26 protein-coding genes are annotated in these 26,296 nt (G+C 40.3%); all 26 read right to left on the bottom strand.

Features of this window, described 5'->3' with window-relative positions; all coding sequences use genetic code 11:
- Nucleotides 1–82 precede the first annotated feature (82 nt).
- The 26 genes from rpsO to CZ382_RS05545 all read right to left on the bottom strand — a co-directional run bounded on the left by rpsO (nt 83) and on the right by CZ382_RS05545 (nt 26,295).
- The gene (gene rpsO / locus CZ382_RS05670; RefSeq protein WP_088050241.1) at nt 83–352 is read right to left on the bottom strand and encodes a 30S ribosomal protein S15; all 270 of its coding nucleotides are present in this window, start codon (nt 350–352) and stop codon (nt 83–85) included.
- A 188-nt stretch (nt 353–540) separates the two neighbouring features.
- A complete protein-coding gene (gene ribF, locus CZ382_RS05665; RefSeq protein ID WP_088050240.1) occupies nt 541–1,479 on the bottom strand; it encodes a riboflavin biosynthesis protein RibF in 939 nt (312 codons plus the stop codon).
- A 34-nt stretch (nt 1,480–1,513) separates the two neighbouring features.
- Complete coding sequence (gene truB, locus CZ382_RS05660) at nt 1,514–2,401, bottom strand: tRNA pseudouridine(55) synthase TruB (RefSeq protein ID WP_088050239.1); 888 nt, start codon at nt 2,399–2,401, stop codon at nt 1,514–1,516.
- Between the two features lie 90 nt (nt 2,402–2,491).
- Nucleotides 2,492–2,836: a 30S ribosome-binding factor RbfA gene (gene rbfA / locus CZ382_RS05655; protein ID WP_088050238.1), complete on the bottom strand. Its 345-nt coding sequence runs from the start codon at nt 2,834–2,836 to the stop codon at nt 2,492–2,494.
- 119 nt (nt 2,837–2,955) lie between these two features.
- Complete coding sequence (locus CZ382_RS05650) at nt 2,956–3,234, bottom strand: DUF503 domain-containing protein (RefSeq protein ID WP_088050237.1); 279 nt, start codon at nt 3,232–3,234, stop codon at nt 2,956–2,958.
- Nucleotides 3,231–5,402, bottom strand: coding sequence for a translation initiation factor IF-2 (gene infB / locus CZ382_RS05645; RefSeq protein ID WP_088050236.1), 2,172 nt, complete (start codon nt 5,400–5,402; stop codon nt 3,231–3,233). The genes CZ382_RS05650 and infB overlap by 4 nt, the downstream gene beginning before the upstream one ends.
- A gap of 20 nt (nt 5,403–5,422) precedes the next feature.
- On the bottom strand, nt 5,423–5,722 hold the full coding sequence (locus tag CZ382_RS05640) for a YlxQ family RNA-binding protein (RefSeq protein WP_088050235.1): 300 nt from the start codon (nt 5,720–5,722) through the stop codon (nt 5,423–5,425).
- Complete coding sequence (gene rnpM / locus CZ382_RS05635; RefSeq protein ID WP_088050234.1) at nt 5,712–5,993, bottom strand: RNase P modulator RnpM; 282 nt, start codon at nt 5,991–5,993, stop codon at nt 5,712–5,714. Before rnpM ends, CZ382_RS05640 begins: the two co-directional genes overlap by 11 nt.
- Nucleotides 5,994–6,006: 13 nt before the next feature.
- Nucleotides 6,007–7,125, bottom strand: a complete 1,119-nt coding sequence (nusA, locus tag CZ382_RS05630; RefSeq protein ID WP_088050233.1) for a transcription termination factor NusA — start codon at nt 7,123–7,125, stop codon at nt 6,007–6,009.
- Nucleotides 7,126–7,138: 13 nt separating this feature from the next.
- Nucleotides 7,139–7,609: a ribosome maturation factor RimP gene (rimP, locus tag CZ382_RS05625; protein ID WP_088050232.1), complete on the bottom strand. Its 471-nt coding sequence runs from the start codon at nt 7,607–7,609 to the stop codon at nt 7,139–7,141.
- 461 nt (nt 7,610–8,070) lie between these two features.
- The gene (locus tag CZ382_RS05620) at nt 8,071–12,360 is read right to left on the bottom strand and encodes a PolC-type DNA polymerase III (protein WP_088050231.1); all 4,290 of its coding nucleotides are present in this window, start codon (nt 12,358–12,360) and stop codon (nt 8,071–8,073) included.
- Between the two features lie 70 nt (nt 12,361–12,430).
- Entirely contained in the window at nt 12,431–13,693 is a 1,263-nt protein-coding gene (gene rseP, locus CZ382_RS05615) for an RIP metalloprotease RseP (RefSeq protein WP_088050230.1), read from the bottom strand.
- A 140-nt stretch (nt 13,694–13,833) separates the two neighbouring features.
- Nucleotides 13,834–14,619, bottom strand: coding sequence for a phosphatidate cytidylyltransferase (locus tag CZ382_RS05610; protein ID WP_088050229.1), 786 nt, complete (start codon nt 14,617–14,619; stop codon nt 13,834–13,836).
- A gap of 14 nt (nt 14,620–14,633) precedes the next feature.
- The gene (locus CZ382_RS05605) at nt 14,634–15,401 is read right to left on the bottom strand and encodes an isoprenyl transferase (protein ID WP_088050228.1); all 768 of its coding nucleotides are present in this window, start codon (nt 15,399–15,401) and stop codon (nt 14,634–14,636) included.
- A gap of 520 nt (nt 15,402–15,921) precedes the next feature.
- The gene (gene frr, locus CZ382_RS05600; RefSeq protein WP_088050986.1) at nt 15,922–16,479 is read right to left on the bottom strand and encodes a ribosome recycling factor; all 558 of its coding nucleotides are present in this window, start codon (nt 16,477–16,479) and stop codon (nt 15,922–15,924) included.
- A 3-nt stretch (nt 16,480–16,482) separates the two neighbouring features.
- Entirely contained in the window at nt 16,483–17,205 is a 723-nt protein-coding gene (gene pyrH / locus CZ382_RS05595; protein ID WP_088050227.1) for a UMP kinase, read from the bottom strand.
- Between the two features lie 220 nt (nt 17,206–17,425).
- Nucleotides 17,426–18,310 carry a translation elongation factor Ts gene (gene tsf, locus CZ382_RS05590; RefSeq protein WP_088050226.1) on the bottom strand — a complete coding sequence of 295 codons (885 nt, stop codon included), beginning with the start codon at nt 18,308–18,310 and terminating at the stop codon, nt 17,426–17,428.
- Between the two features lie 98 nt (nt 18,311–18,408).
- Entirely contained in the window at nt 18,409–19,173 is a 765-nt protein-coding gene (rpsB, locus tag CZ382_RS05585) for a 30S ribosomal protein S2 (protein ID WP_088050225.1), read from the bottom strand.
- Between the two features lie 258 nt (nt 19,174–19,431).
- Nucleotides 19,432–19,875: a DUF6115 domain-containing protein gene (locus CZ382_RS05580; protein ID WP_088050224.1), complete on the bottom strand. Its 444-nt coding sequence runs from the start codon at nt 19,873–19,875 to the stop codon at nt 19,432–19,434.
- A gap of 11 nt (nt 19,876–19,886) precedes the next feature.
- Complete coding sequence (locus tag CZ382_RS05575) at nt 19,887–20,174, bottom strand: hypothetical protein (RefSeq protein ID WP_230856020.1); 288 nt, start codon at nt 20,172–20,174, stop codon at nt 19,887–19,889.
- Nucleotides 20,175–20,213: 39 nt separating this feature from the next.
- Nucleotides 20,214–21,581 (bottom strand): DUF342 domain-containing protein, encoded by a 1,368-nt coding sequence (locus tag CZ382_RS05570; RefSeq protein ID WP_088050222.1) that lies wholly within the window; start codon nt 21,579–21,581, stop codon nt 20,214–20,216.
- 64 nt (nt 21,582–21,645) lie between these two features.
- Nucleotides 21,646–22,425, bottom strand: coding sequence for a FliA/WhiG family RNA polymerase sigma factor (locus tag CZ382_RS05565; RefSeq protein ID WP_088050221.1), 780 nt, complete (start codon nt 22,423–22,425; stop codon nt 21,646–21,648).
- A 216-nt stretch (nt 22,426–22,641) separates the two neighbouring features.
- A complete protein-coding gene (locus tag CZ382_RS05560; protein WP_088050220.1) occupies nt 22,642–23,139 on the bottom strand; it encodes a chemotaxis protein CheD in 498 nt (165 codons plus the stop codon).
- The gene (locus tag CZ382_RS05555) at nt 23,132–23,770 is read right to left on the bottom strand and encodes a chemotaxis protein CheC (protein WP_088050219.1); all 639 of its coding nucleotides are present in this window, start codon (nt 23,768–23,770) and stop codon (nt 23,132–23,134) included. The genes CZ382_RS05560 and CZ382_RS05555 overlap by 8 nt, the downstream gene beginning before the upstream one ends.
- A 6-nt stretch (nt 23,771–23,776) precedes the next feature.
- Complete coding sequence (locus CZ382_RS05550) at nt 23,777–24,247, bottom strand: chemotaxis protein CheW (RefSeq protein WP_188724610.1); 471 nt, start codon at nt 24,245–24,247, stop codon at nt 23,777–23,779.
- Between the two features lie 38 nt (nt 24,248–24,285).
- A complete protein-coding gene (locus CZ382_RS05545; RefSeq protein WP_088050217.1) occupies nt 24,286–26,295 on the bottom strand; it encodes a chemotaxis protein CheA in 2,010 nt (669 codons plus the stop codon).
- Nucleotide 26,296 lies beyond the last annotated feature (1 nt).

The following is a 26,296-nucleotide window of genomic DNA, read 5'->3' as shown; positions in this document are numbered from 1 at the left end:
ATGTAGTAATAAAGTTACCAAAGTTGGTGTTTTTACTCAATAACTGCAAAAAAAGCAGGATTACTCCTGCTTTTTTTAGCAATTATCGACGTAAGCCAAGCTTTTTAATTAATTCACGATAGCGTGTAACGTCTTTGTTACGCAAATAGTTTAGTAAATTACGGCGTTTACCGACCATTTTCAATAGACCGCGACGTGAATGGTGGTCTTTTTTATGAACGCGCAAATGTTCATTTAATGTAGTGATTTCCTCTGTAAGGACAGCGATTTGTACCTCCGGTGATCCAGTGTCATTTTCATGAACCTTATACTCGGAAATAATTTCGTTTTTACGTTCTTTTGTGATTGCCATCCTGTTCACCTCCTATTTTTTGTTCATATCCCCTGTCCCCTAGCAAACGTCGGAGCTTCGATTTGCCAAGCGAAGGTTTTATCGTTTACAAGAATACATCTTTTCCGTTAAAAATGCAAGTGCAAAAACAAAATTGCAGCTGCTGGAATAAGGGTTGTTTCTCGTTAGGCCACGACTATATTCCTAATCTAGCTGGAAAAATAATCACGAATAAGTTTCTCATCGTTTGCGATCTGATCAATCAGTGCTTCTGTACTATCAAACTTTATTTCATCACGAATAAATTTGCACCATTCCATTTGCAACACTTCCCCATACAAATCATTTTTATAGTCAAAAATATTAACTTCTAATGATAAGTCTTTACGATTTGCTGTAAACGTCGGATTGGTGCCGAGGCTGGCCATACCTTCATAGCTTTCATTTTTAACGATTACCTTTACCGCATAAATACCGGGTTTTGGCAGCAGCGCATCCCGATTTAACTGTATATTTGCTGTTGGATATCCGAGTTTTTTCCCTCGTTTATCTCCTTCAATTACAATTCCGCTAACCGTTAATGGTCTCGCCAGCAATGTTTTAACACCTTCTACGTTACCCGCTTTAAGCAGTTTCCTGATTTTTGTCGAACTAACTTTTTCATCATCCAATTCCACTTTTTCAATGGTTGTAAAGGTAAATTCGCCCCTTGTATATTCTGCCATATTATTCATATTGCCTTCGCCTTTAAATCCGAATGAATAATCAAATCCCGCTACCAAATGCTTAATATTCAGGCCAATAATAAAATGGTCAATAAATTGCTGCGGTAATAAGGATGATAATTCCTTGTTAAAGGTAATAATATAAAGGCGATCCACGTCCAGTTGCTGTAATACTTCCTGCTTTTCCTTTAATGGTGTAATGTACTGGACATGCTGCACATCCTTTTTTAAAACGACTGATGGATGCGGATGGAACGTAATAACAGCACTTTCCATACCTCTTGATCGCGCTTCTGACACGGCAGTTTTGATTACTTTCTGGTGCCCTCGATGTATTCCATCAAAAAAACCGATTGCTGCTGCCGTTTCCGGAAGTTCGTTCATTGTTAATGTATGAGGATACGTCAGTTCAATTGTTCGCAAAACTTTTCACCTGCACTTTTACCTATTTTAAGAATTATGAAAATACACGCACTGGCTTAATTTGTTTATCGTTTTCCGGATGGGTTTGATAAATTGCCAGAACCTTATCCTGATGCATCATAAGAAAAGGATCGGTCTTGAATCTCAGGTCCCGCTTTGCCAGTTTTTGCCCACACAATACCTTTTGCTTTGTATCATCATCTACCATTATACAATCTAAATGTGTTAATCCTCTAGTAATAGGCAATAACAATTTTTTTGTCTGATCCATTTTAACCGCTTTTTCAATCGCAGTAAATGTGACTGTATCAGACTGTGCAATTGATCCTGTCCGGGTTCGAGTTAAGGCTGACATATGGGCGGGATAACCCAAACGTTGTCCAATATCAACACACAATGTCCGTATATAGGTACCTTTAGAGCAAACAACATTTATTTTAAATGATGCATCATTGATGAACTCTATAAATGCCAGTTCGAAAATGGTTACGGTTCTTTCCGGACGGTCTACCGGTTGATTTGCTCGAGCATACTCATACAATTTTTTCCCGTTTACTTTAACTGCCGAATACATTGGCGGAATTTGGGTGATTTCACCAGTAAACGATTGTAGCACCGTTTCAATTGCTTGTAGTGCCGGCTGTTTTTCTACCATTTTCCGGTCAATGACTTGTCCTGTTCCATCTTCTGTTTCTGTTGCCGTACCTAATGTAATTTCAGCAAGATACGTTTTATTCGTATCCGTTAAAAACGGTACAATCTTTGTTGCCTGCCCGACGCAAATTGGCAGGACACCTTCTGCTTCCGGATCGAGCGTTCCAGTATGGCCAACCTTTTTCATATGTAACAGTTTTCTTATTTTCATGACACAATCGTGTGATGTTAATCCTTTAGGCTTCCATAATGGAATGATACCATCCATATTAAATGCCCCCAGCTTTTAAAAATTCCTGATAAAACATAGGGAAAATCTGACCCGGCAACTTTACAGCCAGAATCAGATTTTCTCCTTCTACTTTTTATTCAAATCGCGTAAAATTGTTTCAATCCGATTACCTTGTTCGAGTGCCTCATCAAATTCAAAAGATAATTCGGGCGTTTTACGCAAGCGAATACGCTGCCCCAGCTCAGACCGGATAAATCCTTTCGCCTTGGCCAGACCAACAAGTGTATCATGCTTCTGCTGATCATCACCAAGCACAGATATAAATATTTTTGCTTGTTGCAGGTCTCCTGTTACCTCAACATCCGTAACCGTTACAAAACCAACACGCGGATCTTTTATTTTTCGGCCGAGAATATCACCGAGTTCCTTTTTCATTTGTTCTGCAACACGGTTTGCACGTAAATCACTCATTTAGATCACCTCGTTATAAGAAAACTCCGCACGTACTTCCGGAAGATTACCAGTCAAATTGGGGAAATCGGCGCTAGAACCGATTTCTTATTATCTGACTTCTCCACTCTATTTGGAAGCTATAAGTAACCGAGATCTGTAATAGTTCGCTCCAGTTCCGGGAACGTGTCAATTACCTTTAGTGTTTCCTGGATAACCTGTTCAGCATGTGTTTTGCTATTCGAGATTGTAACAATTCCAAGCTTTGTCCGCTGCCACAGATCATGATAATCCAGTTCTGTTACTGCTACATTAAAATCATTTCGCAGCTTTGCTATTATACGTTTTATAACAGAGCGCTTTTGTTTTAATGAATGGCCTTCATACAGCAGACACTCTATCTCGGCATAGACAATCATTTCCGTTCAATTTCCTCCATGACAAATGCCTCGATCGTGTCGCCCTCTTTGATATCGTTGAATTTTGCAATTGTTACCCCACATTCATAACCTTGAGCAACTTCTTTCACATCGTCTTTGAAACGTTTTAACGTATCAATTTCCCCTTCAAATTGCACGATACCATCGCGAATCAGACGAACCCCTGAGTCCCTCGTTAGTTTACCTTCTGTTACATAAGCGCCGGCAATAGTTCCGATTCGTGAGACTTTAAATGTTTCCCTGACTTCCGCTTGACCAATAATTTTTTCTTCATATTCCGGATCAAGTATTCCCTTCATCGCAGCTTCTATTTCCTCAATTACTTTATAAATTACACGGTGTAAGCGTACATCCACTTTTTCCGATTCCGCTGCTTTTTTAGCATTTGCATCTGGGCGTACATTAAACCCGATTACAATAGCATTGGAAGCAGATGCCAGATTAATGTCCGATTCCGTGATTGCTCCAACCCCGGTATGAATAATTTTAATTTTAACGCCCTCCACTTCAAGCTTGCGCAAAGAAGAGGCCATTGCTTCTGCAGAGCCTTGAACATCAGCTTTAATAATGATATTAATCTCTTTCATTTCGCCTTGTTTAATTTGCTCAAACAAGTCATCAAGACTTACCTTTGATTGCTCGGTACGGTTTTCCTCGATGTGTTTTTGCTGGCGAGCTTCCCCGATTTGACGGGCCTTTTTCTCATCAGCAAAAACTAAAAACTGATCCCCTGCCTGTGGTACATCATTAAGTCCGGTTATTTCTACAGGTGTTGACGGTCCTGCTTCTTTTACACGTTTACCGATATCATTTACCATTGCCCGTACACGCCCAAACGTATTTCCGACCACAACGGAATCGCTAACATGGAGTGTACCGTTTTGGACAAGCAGCGTTGCAACAGATCCTCTTCCTTTGTCGAGTTGTGCATCAATGACAGTCCCAAAAGCACTCGTATTCGGATTTGCTTTTAATTCTTCTACTTCTGAAACAAGCAGAATCATTTCCAATAAGTCATCGATACCTTCGCTTTTAACAGCAGAAAGTTGAACAAATATCGTATCACCGCCCCAATCCTCTGGAATTAATTCATATTCCGTTAATTCCTGCATCACCCGATCGGGATTCGCTCCCTCTTTATCTATTTTATTGACAGCTACAATGATCGGAACTTCGGCGGCTTTTGCATGGTTAATTGCCTCGACGGTTTGTGGCATGACACCATCATCTGCAGCAACAACCAAAATTGCAATATCGGTTACCTGTGCACCTCTTGATCGCATGCTCGTGAAGGCGGCATGGCCTGGTGTATCAAGAAAGGTAATTTTCTTCCCGTTGTTTTCTACCTGATATGCACCAATATGCTGGGTAATACCGCCAGCTTCACCCGCCGTTACCTTTGTATGACGGATGGAATCAAGCAGCGTCGTTTTTCCATGGTCAACGTGTCCCATAATCGTTACGACTGCAGGACGTTCAATTAGATCCTTTTCGTCATCTTCCTGTATATATTTGTCAAAGTCCGTATCCTCCAAAATAATTTCTTTTTCCACGGCTACATGAAACTCTTCACAGATCAGTTCTACTGCATCATCATCAAGATCCTGGTTTTTTGTAGCCATTACCCCAAGAAACATTAACTTCTTAATAATTTCAGATGGCTCTTTATTCAATTTTTCGGCTAATTCACTTACCGTCAACGTTCCACTATATTTAATTTCTTTTGGAGTTTCTTTTACAACCGGCTGTTTTGTTTGCTGCGCCTGTTTATGATTATTTTTCCCTTTTTTATTTTTCCATTGTTTCGTTTGCTGCTGATTGTTTTTCTTCGGTTTAGCTTGTGCTGAAGCGTGATGCTGGTTGCCGCCTTTTTTATCCGGTTTTCCGGCAGACGGTTTTTTTGCACCTTTTGGATTATGCTGCCTATTGCTTTCTTGTTTCTTGTTATTGTTCGTTCCCGTTTTTGTTTTCTTTTCTGTTGATGATGGATTGGATTTAAATTTCTTATCCAATTTAGAAATCACATCACCTGATATAGTTGACATATGGTTTGACACCTCTATATTCAGACTTTTCAGGTGTCCAATTACATTTTTACTTGTTGTATTATTATTTTTGGCATATTCATATACACGCATTTTTGGCATACGTTCACCCCCGTAGTTATTTACCCGAGTAACGATTTGATCTTAGCGGCAAATCCTCCATCTAAAATAGCAATAGCTACTCTTTGTGTTTTCCCAATAGCGTTCGACAGTGTTTCCCGATCGTCTACTATTCGGAAGGGTATTTCATAAGTTTTACATTTATCCGTTATCTTTTTTCGTGTCGCAGGACCAGTATCACTTGCTAAAAGCACAAGTTTTGCCCGTCGTTGCTGAATGTCTTTGACGATTGTCTCTTCACCTAACGAGCATTTTCTGGCACGATATGCTAAACCGACCATATTCAAGTAGTTATTTGGCATGCTTCGTACCATCTGCTATTTGCCTCAATTCCTCATAGATCGCGGGTTCAATTTCGGCATTGAACTGGCGATTCAGCGCTCCGGTTTTTTCTGCTTTATCGATTACTTCCCTATCCTTTGACAGATAAGCCCCGCGTCCATTTTTCTTGCCGGTTTCATCGACAAATACGTCACCTTCTTTTGTTCGGACAATCCGAATAAGCTCTTTTTTCGGTCGCATTTCATTTGTCACAATACATTTTCGTTGTGGAATTTTTCTTTTTTGTGCCATCAGGCAGTCCTCCTTATTCAAACAAATCGTCTACATTGTCAGAAAAGGTTGTTTCTTCATCATCTTCTATTGTAAAGTTGTCAGTTATCAGACCCTCATTTCTTGCTTCTGTTTCACTCTTAATATCAATTTTCCAGCCGGTCAGTTTGGCGGCAAGTCTTGCGTTTTGTCCACGTTTTCCAATAGCCAATGATAGCTGATAGTCTGGTACGATTACCGTTGTTGCTTTTTCTTCTTCATTTACAAGCACCTCAACTACTTTAGACGGACTAAGGGCATTTGAAACGTAGACAACCGGATCTTCCGACCACTCGACTATATCAATCTTTTCCCCTTTTAGTTCATTAACAATTGCTTGCACCCGCTGTCCTTTTTGCCCAACACATGACCCAACCGGATCAATCTCCGGGTCATCGGCAAAAACGGAAATCTTCGACCGGTCACCAGCCTCCCGTGAAACGGATTTTATTTCAACTGTCCCATCATAAATTTCTGGTACTTCCATTTCAAACAATCGTTTCAAGAGACCGGGATGTGATCTTGATACATAGATTTGCGGCCCTTTACTTGTATTTTCAACCTTGGTTACATATACCTTCAAACGGTCATGTACTTGATAATCATCTGTCGGCATTTGTTCTGACTCGGGTAATTTTGCTTCAATCTTGCCAAGGTTTACATAGATGAAGCGAGGATCCATTCGCTGGATGATCCCTGTCATCACATCTTCTTCCCGATCAGCATATTCGCTAAAAATAACACCGCGTTCTGCTTCCCTGATTCGTTGCGTTACGACTTGCTTGGCAGCTTGTGCTGCGATGCGGCCAAAATCCTTTGGTGTAACCTCCACCTCAATGACATCATCCACTTCGTACTTCGGGTCGATGTCTTTGGCCTGTTCTAATGACAGTTCCTGCTGGTTATCCTCCACTTCATCTACTACCGTTTTTCTGGCAAACACACGCATTGAACCTGCATCTTCGTCAAGATCAACACGCACATTTGTTGCTGACTTAAAATTTTTTTTGTAGGCAGAAATCAGTGCAGCTTCCAATGCTTCCAGCAACACATCCTTATCAATGCCTTTTTCTTTTTCCAAATAATCAATCGCGTCAAACAACTGACTCTTCACTTCTTTTCCCCCTTTATAACGTTACAGCAAGTCTTGCTTTTGCTATTTTATTGTATGGAATATCAACTTGTTTTTTACGCGTTTTTAGCTTGTATTCAATCGTTACGATGTTGTCTGCGAATGCTTTCAGAACCCCCTGGTATTCTTTTTCACCGTCTACTGGTTCATAGAGCTTGACAAACACATTATTATTGATGTTCTTCGCAAAATCCTCCGCTGTTTTTAACGGACGCTCCACACCTGGTGACGATACTTCAAGAAAATAAGCTTCTTTGATCGGATCTATTTTATCCAGCTTCTCACTTAATTGTTCCGATACATATCCGCATTCCGCAATATCGACGCCACCTTCTTTATCGATGTATACACGCAGAAACCAGTTCTTGCCTTCCTTCACATACTCAACATCAACTAATTCAAGATTATTTTCCTGTAAAATGGGCTGGACTAATTCTTCGGTTGTTTTTACTACTTGTGAACTCAACAACATATCCTCCTTTATTCAGTTTTCACTTACCCTTATTATGAACAATCATGCTTCATTTCATTTGAACACTTCTAAAGAAGCGTGAGCCACATCCAGCTCCAGCACCCAGCGGCTAGTGTGCTTCTGCTTTTTGCTTATCAATATAAAACCCCTGCCGGAAGATGTGGCAAGGGAGAAGTTACTCAAAAGAAAATTGAAGTATGAAGAAAGAGTGGGTTGGCCCACTCTTTTAACCGTTCGTATCAATACTTACCAATAAAAACTATATCACAACAAAAATAATCTTGCAAGACGCAGGGATATCATGATCAAAAAAGGAATGATTAAGGTTTATTTTAGGTCAAAAATCATTAACGGCGTGAATCACAGGAACAAGAAAAAGATAGATGCAGTACTACAAGCGAACGGCTGAGAAAAAACATGATTGTGTCAGCCATTCTGCCACTCTTTCTGCCACTCTAAAAAAGAGACAATTGGTTTTTCTCTGCCATCCCTTCTAAACATCCGTGATTATCCAGGTATTCTAAAACTGTTTTGGAAATTTTGCTGCGCTCACGAAGATCCTCTTTTGAGAGAAATTCTCCCTCTTCCCGTGCCTTTACAATATTTAGTGCTGCATTCGTTCCCAGCCCATCAACCGCATTAAACGGTGGGATCAGTGAATTCCCATCAACAATAAAATCCGTAGCGCTTGATTTATAAAGATCTACCTTACGAAATGAAAATCCACGTTCACACATTTCCAATGAGATTTCCAATACGGTTAATAAACTTTTTTCTTTTGGTGGTGCATCATTTCCTTTCGCTACTATTCCTTCAATCCGCTGTCTTATTGCATTTGAACCCTTAATCATGGTATCGAGTTCAAAGTCATCTGCCCTTACTGTAAAATAAGCCGCGTAAAAGAGAATAGGATGATGAACCTTGAAATAAGCGATGCGGATTGCCATTAGAACATATGCAGCGGCATGCGCTTTCGGGAACATATATTTGATTTTTTTACAGGATTCAATATACCAATCAGGAACGTCATGCTTTTTCATTTCCTCGATCCATTCATCCTGTAATCCTTTCCCCTTCCGAACGAATTCCATAATTTTAAATGCCAGTGATGCTTCCAAGCCCTTGTGCATCAGGTATACCATAATATCATCGCGACAACCGATAACGTCCGGCAATTGACAAATACCGTCATTAATTAATTCCTGTGCATTGCCCAACCATACATCCGTTCCGTGTGAAAGACCGGAAATAATGACAAGCTCAGCAAATGTCGTCGGTTTCGTATCCTCCAGCATTTGTCTAACAAATTTAGTACCAAATTCCGGGACGCCCAATGTACCCGTTTTACAATTTATTTGTTCCGCGGTTACCCCAAGTGATTCGGGTCCGGAGAATATTTTCATAACCTCATCATCGTCTGTCGGGATTGTTTTCGGATCAATTCCGCTTAAATCCTGAAGCATTCGAATGACGGTTGGATCATCGTGCCCGAGTATGTCCAATTTTAGCAGATTATCATGAATCGAATGGAAATCAAAATGGGTCGTACGCCATTCACTTTTCCGATCATCGGCGGGAAATTGAATTGGCGTGAAATCAAAGATCTCTTTATCATCAGGAACAACAATAATACCGCCTGGATGCTGTCCGGTTGTCCGTTTCACCCCGGTACAGCCTTGTACAAGCCGATCAACTTCGGCATTTTTATAAACGAGCTGCTTATCGGAGGCATAGCCTTTTACATAACCATAAGCAGTTTTGTCAGCTATGGTCCCGATTGTTCCAGCACGGTAAACATTATCCTCACCAAATAATACCTTTGTATAATTATGTGCCCTGGGCTGATAATCACCGGAGAAGTTTAAATCAATATCCGGAACCTTATCCCCTTTAAAGCCAAGAAATGTTTCAAACGGAATATCTTGTCCATCCTTTGTCAAGGGTGTAGCACAGCTTGGACAATTTTTATCCGGAAGGTCAAAACCACTGCCAACCGACCCATCGGTTATAAACTCGTGGTGATGACACTGCGGGCAAACATAATGCGGCGGCAGAGGATTTACCTCGGTAATTTCCGACATGGTGGCAACCAAGGACGATCCCACCGAACCCCTTGAACCGACAAGATAACCATCATCCAGCGATTTTTTTACCAGCTTATGGGCAATTAAATAAATTACGGCAAATCCATTACCAATGATACTCTCTAATTCTTTTTCCAGCCGATCCACAACAATTTGCGGTATGGGTTCACCGTAAACGAATTTGGCACGATTATAACAAAGGTCACGCATCTCTTGTTCCGCACCTTCAATTGTTGGTGTATAAAGCCCATCCTTTACCGGAGAAATCGTTTCTATTTCATCCGCCAGGCTTTGCGTGTTGGTTACGACAATTTCTTTTGCCGTATCCTCCCCTAAAAAACGGAAGCAATCGAGCATTTCATTGGTTGTTCGAAATGGCGTATCGGGCAATGTTTGGCGGTTTAATGGATTACCAGCCTGTGAGGCAATTAATATTTGCCGGTACAGCTTGTCATGTTCGTCAATATAATGCGTATTTCCCGTTGCCACTACCCGTTTTTTCATCCGTTTACCCAAATCTACTAATTTCGTAATGATGTCTAAAACTTGTGCTTCATTTTGGACAAGCTCTTTCTCAAGCAAATGAACATAGTTTGCTGGTGGTTGAACTTCGATATAATCATAGAATTCGGCAACTTTTTCCGCTTCTTCCGCCGATTTTTGCATCATTGTTTCAAAAACTTCCCCTTTATCACATGCAGTCCCTACTAAAATACCATTACGAAACTTTTGCAATTTGGATCGGGGTATCCTTGGCATACGGTAAAAATAATCAATATGTGCATGGGAGACAAGTTTATAGATGTTTTTTAAGCCCTCCTGGTTTTGTGCAAGTAACGTACAATGAAACGGACGAGAGCGCTGATAGGCATTCCCTTCCCCCATATGATTATTTAAATGTGCATGATTGGTGATGTCCTTTTGCATTAACCGCTGGACTAATTTCCATAGTAAATATCCCGTTGCCTCCGCATCATAAATTGCCCGGTGGTGTTGCGTTAATTCAATGTCCAAGTGTTTACAAAGCGTATTTAAACGATGATTCTTTAATTCTGGAAAAAGAAATCTGGCAAGTTCCAACGTATCAATAACGGGGTTTTTCACTTTTTCATAGTCAATTCGCTGATAGCCGGCATTTAAAAACCCAATATCAAAGCTGGCATTATGAGCAACTAAAATCCCATCAGCCGTCCATGCGAAAAAGTCTTTTAATACATCCGCTATTTCTGGGGCATCTTTTACCATATCATCCGTAATCCCTGTAAGATCAATCGTTGTTTGTGACAATGGATGATGAGGATTGGCAAACCTTTCAAACCGGTCAATAATTTCACCCTGGTGTATTTTAACTGCTGCCAGTTCAATTATCGTATCATAAACAGCTGATAGACCCGTCGTTTCCACGTCAAAAACAACGTACGTACCATTTCCCAATTCCACGTCCTGTTCGTTGTAAGCAATTGGGACACCATCGTCAACGAGGTTCGCTTCAACACCGTACAACACCTTAATTCCATGTTTCTGACCTGCTGCATGCGCTTCCGGATACCCCTGTACACCAGCATGATCAGTGATCGCAACAGCATGATGTCCCCATTTTGCTGCTTGCTCCACTAAGCGGGAAGGAGAAACGACAGCATCCATTTGGCTCATTGTTGTATGTGCATGGAGTTCAACCCGTTTTTCTCCCTCAGGAGCAGTATCTTTTCGCGTTTCTACCTGAATCTCATGCATATCGTTCGCCATCATTGCTAATTCATTCGTGTACATATCCGTTTGGATACTGCCCCGCGCTTTTATCCACATCCCCTTTTTTAGCTGTTCAAATACTTTAGCGTCATCGTCACCTTTAGAGAACATTTTAATTTGAAGAGAGTCCGTATAATCAGTCGCCTTAGCAATTAGAAGACTTCTTCCCGATCTGAGCTTACGGATTTCAGCCGAAAACACATAGCCTTGTACGGTAACCCGCCGTTCTTCCTCCTGAATTTCTTCCATCTTTATGGCGTCATCCTGGATCCCGTAACCAATTGCAAATGGTTTATTCGTCTGTTCATTTTCTTTATTTTGTTCGCGTTTTTCTTTTTCTTGAACGGTTTTTAAAATAATTTGCTGGTCTTCCATCGCTTTTTGTTCGCGGAATTTTTGTAAATCGGCTGCTTCTGTTTTTACTTCAATCACTAAAGAATAGGCTGGCGCGCCAATCTTTTTGCAATAAGCCCGAAATGGTTCTTCCAACCGTCTTTTTAACGCAGTAGCCTCTGCGTCATTCCGAGCTGTTAACATAATGTTATTATTGTTTACCTTGGGTGTTTGATTATGTACTAAATCTTTATAAGCAGGAGATAAATTGGAGATCGATTGGTTAAACCATTTCCAATGATCGCAAATGGTTTGTTCATCGCAACGCTTATCTTCCGCATACAACGTGACATCCACTTTGGCAATTTTCTTAAAAGAATCCTGTAGCCTGGCAACCATATATTGATAGATATTACTTGGCAATACACGTTTGACCTGGATATGAAAGTGCCATGTTTCTGTCTTTTTATAAACCTCCAGCCGAATTAGTTCGCTATCCTGAAAATGGTCGATATATTCCGCAGGCATTTCAAGCTGTTGCAACAATACTTTCATTTTCTCTATATTTGTTATTGCCATAACGTACCTCTCCTACAAGACAAAATTATACGGGAACCCTTGCATATTGCCGAGGGTTCCCCGTCCAAACTTATAAAAACAAACGCTGGATATCATTCCAGGTGACAACAATCATTAATAGCATAAGCAAGGCAAGACCAATGAAATGAACAATTCCTTCTTTTTGCGGGTCAATTGGCTTGCCGCGGACAGCCTCGATTCCGACAAATAGCAGCCTGCCGCCGTCAAGAGCTGGTAATGGCACCAAATTGACAATTCCCAAGTTGACACTGAGCATGGCAGTCCACATCAGAAACGAATTGAAACCGGTTTGGACAGCCTGATCCGTTACGTCATAGATTCCGACGGGTCCAGATAACGCTTCGATCGATAATTGCCCGGTAATCAGCATACCCAGGTTCGTTAAAATCAGTTTCGTCATATCATACGTTTGAACAAATCCATATTTCAACGTTCCGGTAAATGATTTCTCAAACATCTGCGTGACACCAAGCTGACCGAATGTGATTCCTTGGGATTCCTGTTTCGCAGGTATAACAGTGATCTCCTCTGTTTCCCCATTTGCCCGCTTTACCGTCATATTTAATTCTTGTCCAGGATTATCCTGAACAATTTTCGTAAATTCTTCCCATGTTGAAATGGATTTTCCATCAATTTGAACAATCTCATCCCCATGCTGGAATCCCGCTTCCGCTGCAGGTGTACCGGACTGTGCTTCGTCAATAATGGCTTGTTCGGTTGGTACACCTTGGATCAGACCAAGAATAAAAAAGATCACAATCGCTAAAATAAAATTCATCATCGGCCCGGCAAATAATTGCATTGCCCGTTTCCCAACACTTTTAGATGCGAATTGCCGGTCATATGGAGCAATCTGTGTTTCTTGCTCATCCATTACAAAAAAGGCCTTTTCATCTACCTTAAACTGCAATTTATGATCTTCTTCGTCAATTTCATACCCTTCAATAAGTAATTGATGATCCAAATCTGCATGTTCAACTTCAATAACACGTGCGTTCGGATGTTTGGATTTATTATTGACGATAATTTTATTTACTTTGCCCTCATCATTAAACTCCAGTCCAATATGATGTCCTGGTTTTAGTTCAATAATTTCCGGGTCGTCTCCTGCCACTCGCACATATCCGCCAATAGGAAGCAGCCTGATTGTATAAACAGTTTCATTTTTCGTAAATGCAAATATTTTTGGCCCAAATCCAATTGCAAATTCCCGCGCAAGCATCCCAGCACGTTTAGCAAAGATTAGATGACCAAACTCATGGATAAAAACGAGTAATCCAAACATTAGAATAAACGCAATAACGGTAGTCAAAAGAGAGACACCTTCCTTTATATGAATCGATTAACCATCATGCATATGGTAAATTGGATGATGCTGCATACAACTACAATTAAGTTTAACCTTTTTGCGGCAATCAATACAAATCATTCAACATTGTTTCAACAACATGTTCAAATGAAACCTATCAAATATAAAATTGGTAATACAAACAGTAAACTATCAAGTCGATCCAAAATACCACCATGACCCGGCAAGAGTTTTCCAGAATCCTTTACACCGTAATGCCGTTTGAATGCGGATTCGACCAGATCACCAATTTGTCCAAAAACAGATACCAGGATCGTAATGCCAATCATAGCACCCATTGTATATGGAAACGGGGCAGCTAATTGAAAGCTGACACCAACAGCACATGCAAGGATAACCCCGCCAAGGGCTCCTTCAATCGTTTTATTTGGACTGATTTTCGGCCACAGTTTATTCTTGCCAAATGCCTTGCCAATAAAATATGCACCCGTATCGGTTGCCCAAATAACGAGGAGTACATAAAAAATATAGTTTGGTCCATCTCCCCTGGCAACAATCATGGAGAAGAAGCCCATTCCAATATAAATGGCGGATAACAGGAGAAAGCCTGCATCATCAAAATTAAACTTATTCTTAATGAATACGATATATGTTAATAATAACACAACAAACAGAACCGTTACTTCTGTTTTATCCAACCCAATTAGCGGAATACTGTCATTCTCATATTCCCACAAAATAGTCCATACGTAAATGATCGCCAGGATAGCAGGAGCGCCATAATGTTCTCTCTTTCGCATTTGAATCAATTCAAGTAGCCCGATCGTTGCCAACAGATAGACAAAAAGAGTGAATGGCAAGTTGCCATACAATACAAAAGGTACAAATATAATTAAAGCAAAAATTGCTGTCAGTATTCGCTGTTTCATCGTCGTTTCAACACCTATATACCTCCATAGCGCCGTTTGCGCTGCTGATAATCATGGAGCGCCTTTCGAAATATCTCTTCATTGAAGTCAGGCCACAATACATCCGTAAACCAAAATTCAGAATAAGCGACCTGCCAAAGTAAAAAGTTGCTTAGCCGTTGCTCTCCACTCGTACGAATTAATAAATCAGGATCGGTCAAACCAGTCGTGTACAAGTATTCGGAAAATATCTTTTCATCCAAAGCATCAATCGACAATTTACGACCGTCAATATCGGTCATAATTTCCTTTATAGCTCGCATAATTTCGAATCTACTACCATAGTTTAAAGCAAAATTTAATAATAATCCATTATTATTCCTTGTTTTTTCCTTTGCATATTGAATTGCCTCTTTTGTATGATCAGGCAATCCATCGAAATTGCCAATTGTGTCAATTCTTACATTGTTCTCCATTAGCTCTGGCAAATAAATATGTAAAAATTCCTTTGGCAGTTTCATTATATAATCCACTTCTGTTTTTGGCCGCTTCCAATTTTCAGTAGAAAAAGCATATAACGTTAAAATTTCCACTTTATATTTTCTCGCAGCTTTAACAATTTCTTTTACAACATCCATGCCTTCTTTATGCCCTGCGATCCGTGGAAGGCCCCTTTTTTTTGCCCATCTCCCATTCCCGTCCATAATAATAGCAACATGTTTTGGTATATTTTCTTCTTCCAGACTGCATTGATCATCTGTATCAAGTTGTTTATTCTTTAAAAAAGGAAGTTTCAATGACATTGTTTGTCCTCCAGATAGTTTGCGTAGCGATCGAGTAATTATAAAGTGAAACCTCATTTAGTGGAGGTTTCCGACGCACAGGACGTGACGGTTTTAGTCTGCCCTTCCTGCGCCCCACTCACTTTTTTGGTTTACTCACGCTTAGTGATAGGGGTATTACAGCCCGTTAATGCCTGATAAAAGCATAGCGCAGCAACGGCTTGAATGGAGCCCGCGATTTGTCTTATACAATCCTTTCGACTATAAACAATATGAAGGAAAAAAGAATTATATGACTTCTCATGATTTGCTCCAGAGTACCCCACACTTGTGAAATTTAATTATACCATGATTTTTCTCATTATGCCTTATCTCAAAAGCGAAAGACAATGTCCCTGTTATTAAGGAATAACTTGGTTTCATATAAAAAACAAAAGCCCCCTTTAACAAGAGGGCGGATGCTTCTTATTTTATATGTAAAATAAGAAAGATTTCAATAGGATGCTGCTAATTACCTGTCTGAATTATTTACCATGTAATTTTAAACTTCCATAATTTCTGCTTCTTTATTTTTGGCAAGCTGGTCCAATTTAGCGATGTGGTTATCCGTTTCTTTTTGTACTTCATCTTGCTTGTTGCGTAGTTCATCCTCTGTTAACTCGCCATTTTTTTCCGCTTTTTTCAGTTGATCGTTTGCATCACGGCGAATATTCCGCACTTGCACACGAGCTTCTTCCACATACTTTCCGACAACTTTTACTAATTCTTTGCGTCGTTCCTCGGTTAACGCCGGAATGTTAATCCGAATCACCTGGCCATCGTTTGATGGGGATAAACCTAAATCCGCTTTTTGAATAGCCTTTTCCACATCGCCAACTGATGATTTGTCAAAAGGTGAAATGACCAATAGCCTTGCTTCCGGTGCAGAAATTGTTGCCAATTGGTTAAGTGGTGTAGATGCACCATAATAATCAACATAAATGCTATCCAATAAAGATGGATTTGCACGTCCTGCACGTACGGTAGCTAAACTTTTTGAAAAAGCCTGTACAGCCTGTTCCATTTTTTCACGCATTTGTTTTAGAATAGCTTCTGACATCATTTATTTCCCCCTTATTGTTGTACCAATTGTTTCTCCAAGAACAACCTTTTTAATATTTCCTTCATCAGTTATTGAAAAAACAATCAATGGTATATCGTTATCCATACACAAAGAAGATGCTGTAGAATCCATTACTCCCAACCCTTCATTCAACATTTCCAGAAAGGAGAGATTCTCGTATTTTTCTGCATCCTTATTTACCTTTGGATCATCTGTATAAACACCATCAACATTGTTTTTGGCCATTAAAATTACTTCAGCCTCAATTTCAGCAGCACGTAAAGCAGCAGTCGTATCCGTTGAGAAATACGGATTCCCGGTGCCCGCAGCAAAAATCACAACACGTTTTTTCTCCAAATGGCGAATAGCCTTCCTTCGTATGTAAGGTTCGGCAACCTGACGCATTTCAATCGATGTTTGTACACGTGTTGGTATTCCGATATTTTCCAAGCTGTCCTGGAGTGCAAGGGAATTCATAATCGTTGCCAGCATACCCATGTAATCAGCGGTAGCACGATCCATTCCCATCTCACTGCCAACTTTGCCGCGCCAAATGTTTCCTCCACCAACTACAATGGCTATTTCTACTCCTAGTTCGGCTACTTCTTTAACCTGTGAAGCGATGGATTGCATAATAGTCGGTTCAATTCCATAACCTTGCTTTCCACTTAATGCCTCTCCACTTAATTTTAGTACAATTCTACGGTAACGTGCTGTTGTCATAGTAACCTCCATAGAAATAAATAGTTTTCACCTGAAATGTTGCTCCTCTTACCGGGAAATTCACTTAAGAAACAGGGAACAACAGCCGTGTCCCCTAATTTTTGTATACGCCCAGCTTAGGGTCGAGCGACTTTTGTTTAAAGTAAAGAAAGTATAAAATTTGAGGCGCTATTATGCTTACAGCAGAGCAGGCCACGTCCGGCTCCAGCGCCTTTGTTTATTACTTTTTAACCTGGCTCATAACTTCTTCAGCAAAATTATCTTCCCTTTTTTCCATACCTTCGCCAACTTCATAGCGAACAAAAGCTTTTACTGTTGCCCCTTTATCGGCTACATATTTTTTCACTTTTTGATCTGGATCTTTGACAAAATTTTGCTCGAGTAAGCAAACCTCTTCAAAGAATTTTCCTAAACGGCCTTCTACCATTTTCTCAACGATTTTTTCCGGCTTTCCTTCATTTAGAGCTTGTGTTTTTAATACTTCACGTTCATGATCGACATCTTCTTTGGCAACCTCATCGCGGGAAACATAACGCGGGTTTACAGCCGCCGCATGCATTGCGATATCCTTTGCCAATGTTTCATCTGTAGTACCTTCAAGCAATGATAGAACACCAATACGACCGCCCATATGAAGATAGGCACCAAATGCATCATTGTCTGTTTTGGTTAAAACGGCAAAACGGCGAAGTGAAATTTTCTCCCCGATTTTAGCGATAACAGATTTGATATATGTTTCAACCGTATCCCCTTCACCATGAAGTTTTTGCTGTAATGCCTCTTCAACAGTTGCTGGTTTTAATTTTACAATATGCTTTGCCAATTCGGCTAGTAATTGTTTAAATTGATCATTTTTAGTTACAAAGTCTGTTTCGCAGTTCACTTCCAAAAGAGCTGCTGTATTATTGTCCACCTCGATATAAGTAGAACCTTCTGCCGCGATACGGTCAGCTTTTTTGGCAGCTTTCGCGATCCCTTTTTCACGTAAATAATCAATTGCTTTATCAATATTACCATCTGTTTCCTGAAGTGCCTTTTTACAGTCCATCATGCCTGCTCCAGTTTTTTCACGAAGTTCTTTTACCATTTTTGCTGAAATTGCCATTATATATCCTCCTTAAAAGATTATGTTAGTATGTCTGTGCACTTCTTTAAAAAAGGTGATAAAAGGCTTATCCTCTTATCACCTGTCCTTTTAAACGATTACTCTTCAGCAGCTTCTACTTTTTCCGCTTCAGCTGTTTCAGTTTCTTCTGTCTGTTCTGCTTCCACTTCAGCGGTTTCTTCACCTTGTTTTACCTCAAGGATCGCATCTGCCATTTTTGAAGTAAGAAGTTTAACAGCCCGGATAGCATCATCGTTTGCCGGTATCACATAATCGATTTCGTCCGGGTCACAATTTGTATCAACAATTCCGATAATCGGAATGTTTAATTTATGTGCCTCAGCAATTGCAATACGCTCTTTGCGAGGATCAATAACGAACATAGCATCTGGAAGCTTGTTCATTTCTTTAATTCCACCCAAGAATTTCACAAGACGATCTTTTTCTTTCAATAACCCAACAACTTCTTTTTTCGGAAGTACTTCAAATGTTCCATCCTCTTCCATACGTTCAATGTCTTTAAGACGGTTGATGCGTTTACGGATCGTTTGGAAGTTTGTTAATGTACCACCTAACCAGCGCTGGTTCACATAGTACATGCCTGAGCGTGTCGCTTCATCACGAACAGAATCCTGTGCTTGCTTTTTCGTACCTACGAAAAGAATAGTACCGCCATCAGCAGCGATATCCTTTACGTATTTGTAAGCTTCATCAACCTTTTTCACTGTTTTTTGCAGGTCGATGATGTAAATGCCGTTACGCTCCGTGAAGATGTATTTTTTCATCTTCGGATTCCAGCGGCGTGTCTGATGTCCAAAATGTACACCAGCTTCGAGTAATTGCTTCATCGAAATTACTGACATAATATATCCTCCTATTGGTTTTTTCCCTCCGTTTGTATCATCTTTGCCTAAGAACCATACGAAAACGCTGATGCGTTTTTCCAGAAGCCTGCAGTCAGAGTGGAATGGTTTTTTCTGACCTCCGACCTCCACCTTCTAACCTCTGCTATGGCACCGCTTTTGCAAATCAACAAACGTGTGTGATTAAACTTGTTCACGTATCATGAGTGAACATAGTATTTACACCAAAAATAAATATATCATATGGCTACAATGCAATCAAGCATTATTATTCGTTTCGGCATGTAATTTAATAATAAGTGCTGCTTCCGTTTTTCCGCAATTAAGTCTGCTCGCAATTTCTTCATGTGAAACTCCTTGATCATGAAGCTTTAGAACCCTTGCTTGTAATGAGGTTTCGAGACTATCTTCTACCTCCGGAACAAAAAAATCATTTAATTTATTACTTCCCTTTTCCACCGGTGCAACCGGAGCCTCTGCCTGTTTCTTTTCTTCTTTTGATTCCATAGTATCATTATCGCCAAGTTTTGTTTCCAATAGTCGATTTTCTTCTTTTATTTCAGCTAGATATGTTTCAAAGAGTCCGATTATCTCATCCATGTTAGTTTGTTTTGCCGCTTTGTTTTGCTTTACCAGCTGATAGATGGCTATTAGGGCAGTGATATGCAATAAAAAACTAATAAAAAATAGAAATCCTATCAAAAAAATCCCCTCTATCCAGAAAAATCAATTTTGCCGTCTAAATACGGATGATCCATTTCCTGACCCTCTTCTGTTACCTGCTCCTTATGCTGCTGATCCTGATTTGCCTGTTTGGATTGGCCGGAACCCTGTTTAATGGTCGGCTTTCCCGTTTTTTCAAATTCATTTACACGTTTCCGCTTCTGCTCATCTTTTAGTAATTGACTCGCTGCAAGTGATTCCTGCGAATGCTGCGTTTGTTTCAGCATTTGCTCCTGCAGTTTTCCTGCATCCTGTGACCTTGGGAGGGCCACCTGCATTTCGATGGATTTCCAGCTCAGGATTGATCACTTCCCCTGTTAAAGTGATAAAAGGCTTATCTCATTTTGCTCAAGCCTCATTTGCACGTTTTTGGTTGTTTTATTTATTTTCCGTTTGTATTTTCCAAAGGTTACAATTGTATTACTGTAAAGATAGCCTCTTACACTTAATTTGGCTTCTGTTTCACTGCCGATTTGTCCGTTAAGCTGGCTTAGTTGTTCATCGATTCTGGCAATTTTTTCGATTGTTTGGTTAATTGAATTACGTTGTCTTAACATCGTTATTCGAACTTTAGGGTTTTGTTGATCACGTTGATTCTGCATTTTTTCACCGAGGACCGTTAATTTTTTTCGTGTATCCAGTAATTCCGCTTTTTCAGCCGAAAGTTCCTTTTCTTTGTCCATCATTCGTTTATGAACACCCAAAACAATCTCGGTTTGCGTACTCATTCGGTTGCCAATATCTTTTGCTTCAACCGATTTTCCGGCCGATAAAATACCGCCGATAATATTACCTTTTTGACAGTAAATATGACACCTGGCTGTACATTCACTATGTAAAATCGAACGCTCAACATAGATATCATCTCCAGCATGGGCAATTCCCTGGTTGATATACCCGACATGGATGTTACCATCAGCCTTGATAGAACCTTTTCGGAGTCCGGCGAAGCCTTCCGAGATAAAAATGGATCCGCCAGCAATCAATGTTGCCGCTTCCACCATACCATATATTTTGATATCCCCTCCCGCTTTCACTGTATAGCCTGTTGGTACATCTCCATGTATGACAATGGATCCAACAAAATCCAAATTCCCATCCTTCATTGACAATGTTTCATTTATTTGATAAACCTCATACACCTGAATGGAACGAGGATTTATGCTAACCTGTCCTTCTGCTGTCGCATAAAAAGAGTGATCCTGTTCATGATAAACGACATTTTTTCCTGCCTTTACTAATACAGGTTTCCCTGGCCGCGCCTTAATCTCCTTACCGAATATATCGATTCCGTTTTTTCCATCTCCCGGCATCGTAATCGTCGCGAGCCGCTGCCCTTTTTGTACGGAAGGAATGCGCATCACATCGCGAAAATTCCAATCGGCCGTTTTTTCAAATTCAGTATCGAAATTAAGCCCATACGTAATCGTACCATTTTCACCATGTTGTGCAAGTTGCCCTCTTGCAACAATAACCGGAAATTCAACCACAGACAGATCGGAAACGATTAATCGGATTGTATCATGAAGCACTCCGTAGCAAACCTTTTTCTCTTTTAGGATGTTAATTATTCCGTTTTCGGTGAGCTCCAGATCACCGTCAATGGGCTTATCTGTTCGATACAAACTGGCATGTAACCGATCATTTGATATGTTAATATAAAAATAGTTCTGCAAATCCCCCATTTTAATATCCCCTTTTACTTAACGTTGTAAAAGATTGTTCAACATTCAAATCAAACTTGTCAGCCTATGCTAAAGCGTGAATCTTTTGTAACGTATTTCGCAGCTTAAAGATTGCTTTGCGATGGATTTGAGAAATTCTCGACGTTGTTAACCCTAAAACCTGGCCAATTTCGGTCAATGTCAACTCCTGGTGGTAAAATAAACTAATCACCATTTGTTCGTTATCATTCAGCTGTTTTATTCCTTTTGCAAGCTCCAAATGAAGTTCTGATTTGATCATCTGTTCATCCGGTAAAATCGATGCCTCATCTGGTATGATATACCCAATCCCCTCCTTATGATCATTTGTCATGTCTTTTGGTTTGTCTTCAATGGACAAGACATTAGCAAAAAGTGTGTCGCGCACTAAAGTTTCCACTTCTTCCCGGTTCATCCCCACCTTTACAGCGATTTCCTCCGAATTAGGAGAACGCTGAAGCTGCTGCTCCAGTTCCTGGGAAGCTTTTTCTATTTTTTTCGTCTTTTCCCGGATGGAACGGGGAAGCCAATCCTCTCTTCTTAAACCATCAATTATGGCACCGCGGATACGAAACGATGCATAGGTGTCAAATTTAAGATCTCGTTTGGAATCAAATTTATTTAACGCATCAAACAACCCAATTAGACCAAAACTTTTTATGTCATCCTTACTGACATTATTCGGCAAATGACTAGAAATTCTTTCCACATGAAACATTACCAAATACATATAGTTCTCAATCAATTCATTTGCTGCCTCTTGATCCTTATCGTGTAGCCAACTTTCCCAGAGTCGTTGTTCCAGAGGAGATGTTTTCGTTGTCATTTTTACGCTCGCCCCTCCCATGATTGCTTTAAGTGCTTGTTCAAAAAGTCGACAAATCGGGTCTAGAAGGTCGGGACGGCGTAGCTCCCGAGCATCGGGCTTGCACGGGAAATGCTAACTTCTGCGTTGGTGATTGCCGTGGGTGATTTTAGCAGAGCCCCCCTGCTGACTCCTACGTTCGCCGCTCATTATTTGGTGACTTTTTCAACATCTTCTTCAAATACATGCTTCTCCCTGATTTATTGTACGTATCTTCAATTTCCCTGTTTCTGGATTAAATTCAATGGTTCTGCCACAGTTTCCACCAACATCAGATGCAACGATTGGAATCTGATGATCACGCAGCTTCCCTTTAACAGCTTCAACATTTCTTGGCCCGATCCGCATTATTTCGCTTGCTGATGAAAACTGAAACATTTGCGCACCACCAGCCAGCTTTGCCTTTAAAACATGCTTTCTCGCACCGCTTGCACACAATCTTTCGATTAAAATATCGATTGCCGTGTCGGCGTATTTATAGTTATTTACTGTTTTTTGCTTGTTCATCGTTGAATCAGGGAGCATGATATGCGCAAGACCCGCAACCTGCTTCGGTGGATCGTAAAGTACCACACCAACACATGAGCCAAGCCCGGAGGTACGTATTGTGTTTGGCGGGAATACAATATTCAGATCCGCTATGCCAACTTTGACGACGATCCCAGTCTCATGCATGATCAGTAATCCCTAAACTGGTAAATAGTTTCTTAAATGAAGCCGGATCAGGCAATAACAGGAAATGACCGTGAATACCAGCTACGCTTGATTGTTCATTTATTTTTGTATCGATAATAATTGCGTAATCAGATACCTGTGATAACTCAACTAAGCCAACTGCCAAAATCGCTCCTGCCATATCTATACTTAAGGATGGTACAGAAGGCTGCATATTAATATTCGTAAAGTCAGCTAAGGCCGAAAGATAGGAGCCTGCCAAAATATTTCCGACCTCTTGCAGTGCCGAGATAGCTAGTTCACTTGGTCCTTTATCTCCGACAAGGGAAAATTCCTTATCTGACGTTATCTCTCGCACCAAATATTCCGCTTCCTTTTTTGTTAAAATGAAATAAACGGTTCCAGGTGCTTGTCCCTGGATGCGAATAAAGACAGCAGCAATTAATTCCTCGGGACCGCCGATTAGCTCCATTACTTCATCAAAAGCTACTATTTTGACAGAGGGAACTTGCATATCGATTTTCTTATTAATTAATTTTGCCATGGACGTAGCAGCATTTCCTGCACCAATATTGCCGATTTCACGAAGCACATCCAATTGTATGTGTGAAAACTGATCGGTAAAATCCATCGTTTTTTATCCTTCCACCGATTTCAATTGTTTTATTTCATTTTTTGAGAGAACCTTCTGCAGATTCAAAAGGATTAATAGCCGATTTTTCAACTTCGCAACCCCTTCAAGATAATCTACATCAACCGTTCCAACCACTTCCGGTGCCGGTTCAATCGAACTTTCCGGGATATCGATCACATCGTTTGCAGCATCAACAATTAAGCCGACTTCGATATCATCCATATAAACGATAATGATTCTTGTCGCCTCACTATATTCTGCTTCCTCAATGCCAAACCGTTTTCTTAGGTCGATGATTGGTGTCACTACACCGCGCATATTAATTACACCTTTAACAAAATCAGCCGTTTGCGGCACTCGAGTAATTGGCTCAATCCGCTCAATTGAACCAACCTGTTCTACAGAAACAGCATACTCCTCATTCTTTAATTGAAATACGATTACCTTTTTATCCAGTACAGCCTCATTTTCCATGATAATCCTCCTGTAATGTTATTTTTGAACATCCACTACTATTTAATTAATGCATTACAATCAATAATCAATGCTACTTGTCCATCACCAAGAATGGTTGCACCGGAAATTGCAAAGACATCGGTTAAGTAGTTACCAAGCGATTTTAAGACAATTTCCTGCTGGCCGATAAACGAATCAACAACAAGTCCTGCCAGTTTATCCCCTTTTCTGGCAATGACAATCGATTCATACTCTTGCTGTTCCGGGTCCTTCCCTTGAACGGCAAAGATGTCCTTTAAAAATACTAACGGAATAACCTTCCCACGGAAATCGATCACCTTTTTACGATGTGCATGCATGATATCATCTTTATGAATAATCGCAGTTTCAATGACGGATGATAAAGGAATCGCATATTTCTCCGTTTGCAATTCGATTAACAGAACGGAAATAATCGACAGGGTTAATGGTAACTGGATGGAAAAGGTAGAACCTTTGCCCACCTCTGCAGCAATGGAAATATTCCCACCTAATGATTCAATTGTATTTTTTACAACATCTAATCCGACACCACGCCCCGATATATCGGAAATGGTATCTGCAGTTGAAAATCCGCTTGCCATGATCAGTTCGTAGATTTGGTTATCGGTTAATGATTTGGCCTGATTCTGACTGATCACTGCATTCGCAATGGCTTTTTTCAGAACTTTGTCTTTATTGATTCCAGCGCCATCATCGGAAATTTCGATAAAAACATGGTTGCCGCTATGATAAGCTTCCAGTTTAATCGTTCCTTGTTCCGGCTTTCCTTTCTGTCTGCGTATCTCAGGTGTTTCAATTCCGTGATCCATCGCGTTGCGGATCAAATGAACCAGGGGATCACCAATTTCATCAATCACCGTCCGGTCAAGCTCTGTCTCTGCACCAATGATTTCTATCTCAACATTTTTGTTTAAATCACGTGCCAATTGCCGGATCATGCGGGGAAATCGGTTAAATACCTGATCAACCGGTACCATCCTTATCGTTAGAATAATAGATTGCAAATCGCCGGAAACTCTTGTCATCCGCTCTACTGTTTCTTGCAGATCGCTATGATTTAAGTCCATGGAGATCTGTTCTAAACGCCCCCGGTCAATCACCAGCTCCTCAAATAGATTCATTAAAACATCCAGCCGGTCGATATTGACCCGGATCGTTTTGTTATAGGTGCTTTTCCCTTGTTGTTTTAAGGTTATTTCTTCGGTCTTTGTTTCCTTCGTTTGCTGTACAGGTTTTTCAGCAGTCTGTTGCTGCTTTGCCTGCTCCTGTTTATACCCGGAAATGGAAAAAGGATTAATCGTAACCTGTTTAATCTCGGATACTTTATTGATTTTCTCCGCAATCTCCCTTTGGTTGCAGCGGGAAACGAACAATACGGTAAAGGAACTTTCGAAATTCTCATCTTCCAGATCATTAACGGATGGTTCTGATTTAATTACTTCTCCAAGTTTCTCCAATACTTCAAATACCATAAATACCCTGGCGCCTTTTAACAGGCAATCCGCCCTGAGCTCTACCGTAATTTCAAAATTTCCAAATCCGCGTTCTGCCGATTCATTCAGGATAGACAACTCAAATTCATTTAAAGACGTAATGGTTTCCAATGCGTTGGCCGGCTCGCCAGTTTTTTTGTCATCAGTTGTCTCTTTGTTCTCAATAGCGTCCAAATGTGCTGTAACCTGATGAACGTCCCGGTTTCCATTACCTCCTGCTGCAATATCTTCTACCATTGCAGTTAAATGATCGACCGCATCAAATAAAACATCCATCATTTCCGTTTTTACCTTTATCTTGTCGTAGCGGATCCCATCAAACACATTTTCCAATTTATGTGTCAATGTTGCCAAATCATTGTATCCCATCGTAGCAGACATGCCTTTTAGGGTATGTGCAGCTCGAAAAATCTCATCGATAATTGTTTTTTCAGCTGGATTTTTCTCCAGTGCCAATAACTGTTTATATAAAGACTCCAGATGTTCTCTGCTTTCATCAAGAAATACATCCAAATACTCTGTCGTATCCATG

It is taken from the genome of Virgibacillus dakarensis, assembly GCF_900155625.1.
Lineage (GTDB): Bacteria > Bacillota > Bacilli > Bacillales > Amphibacillaceae > Lentibacillus_C > Lentibacillus_C populi.
This window is presented reverse-complemented; position numbering and strand designations above follow the sequence as displayed.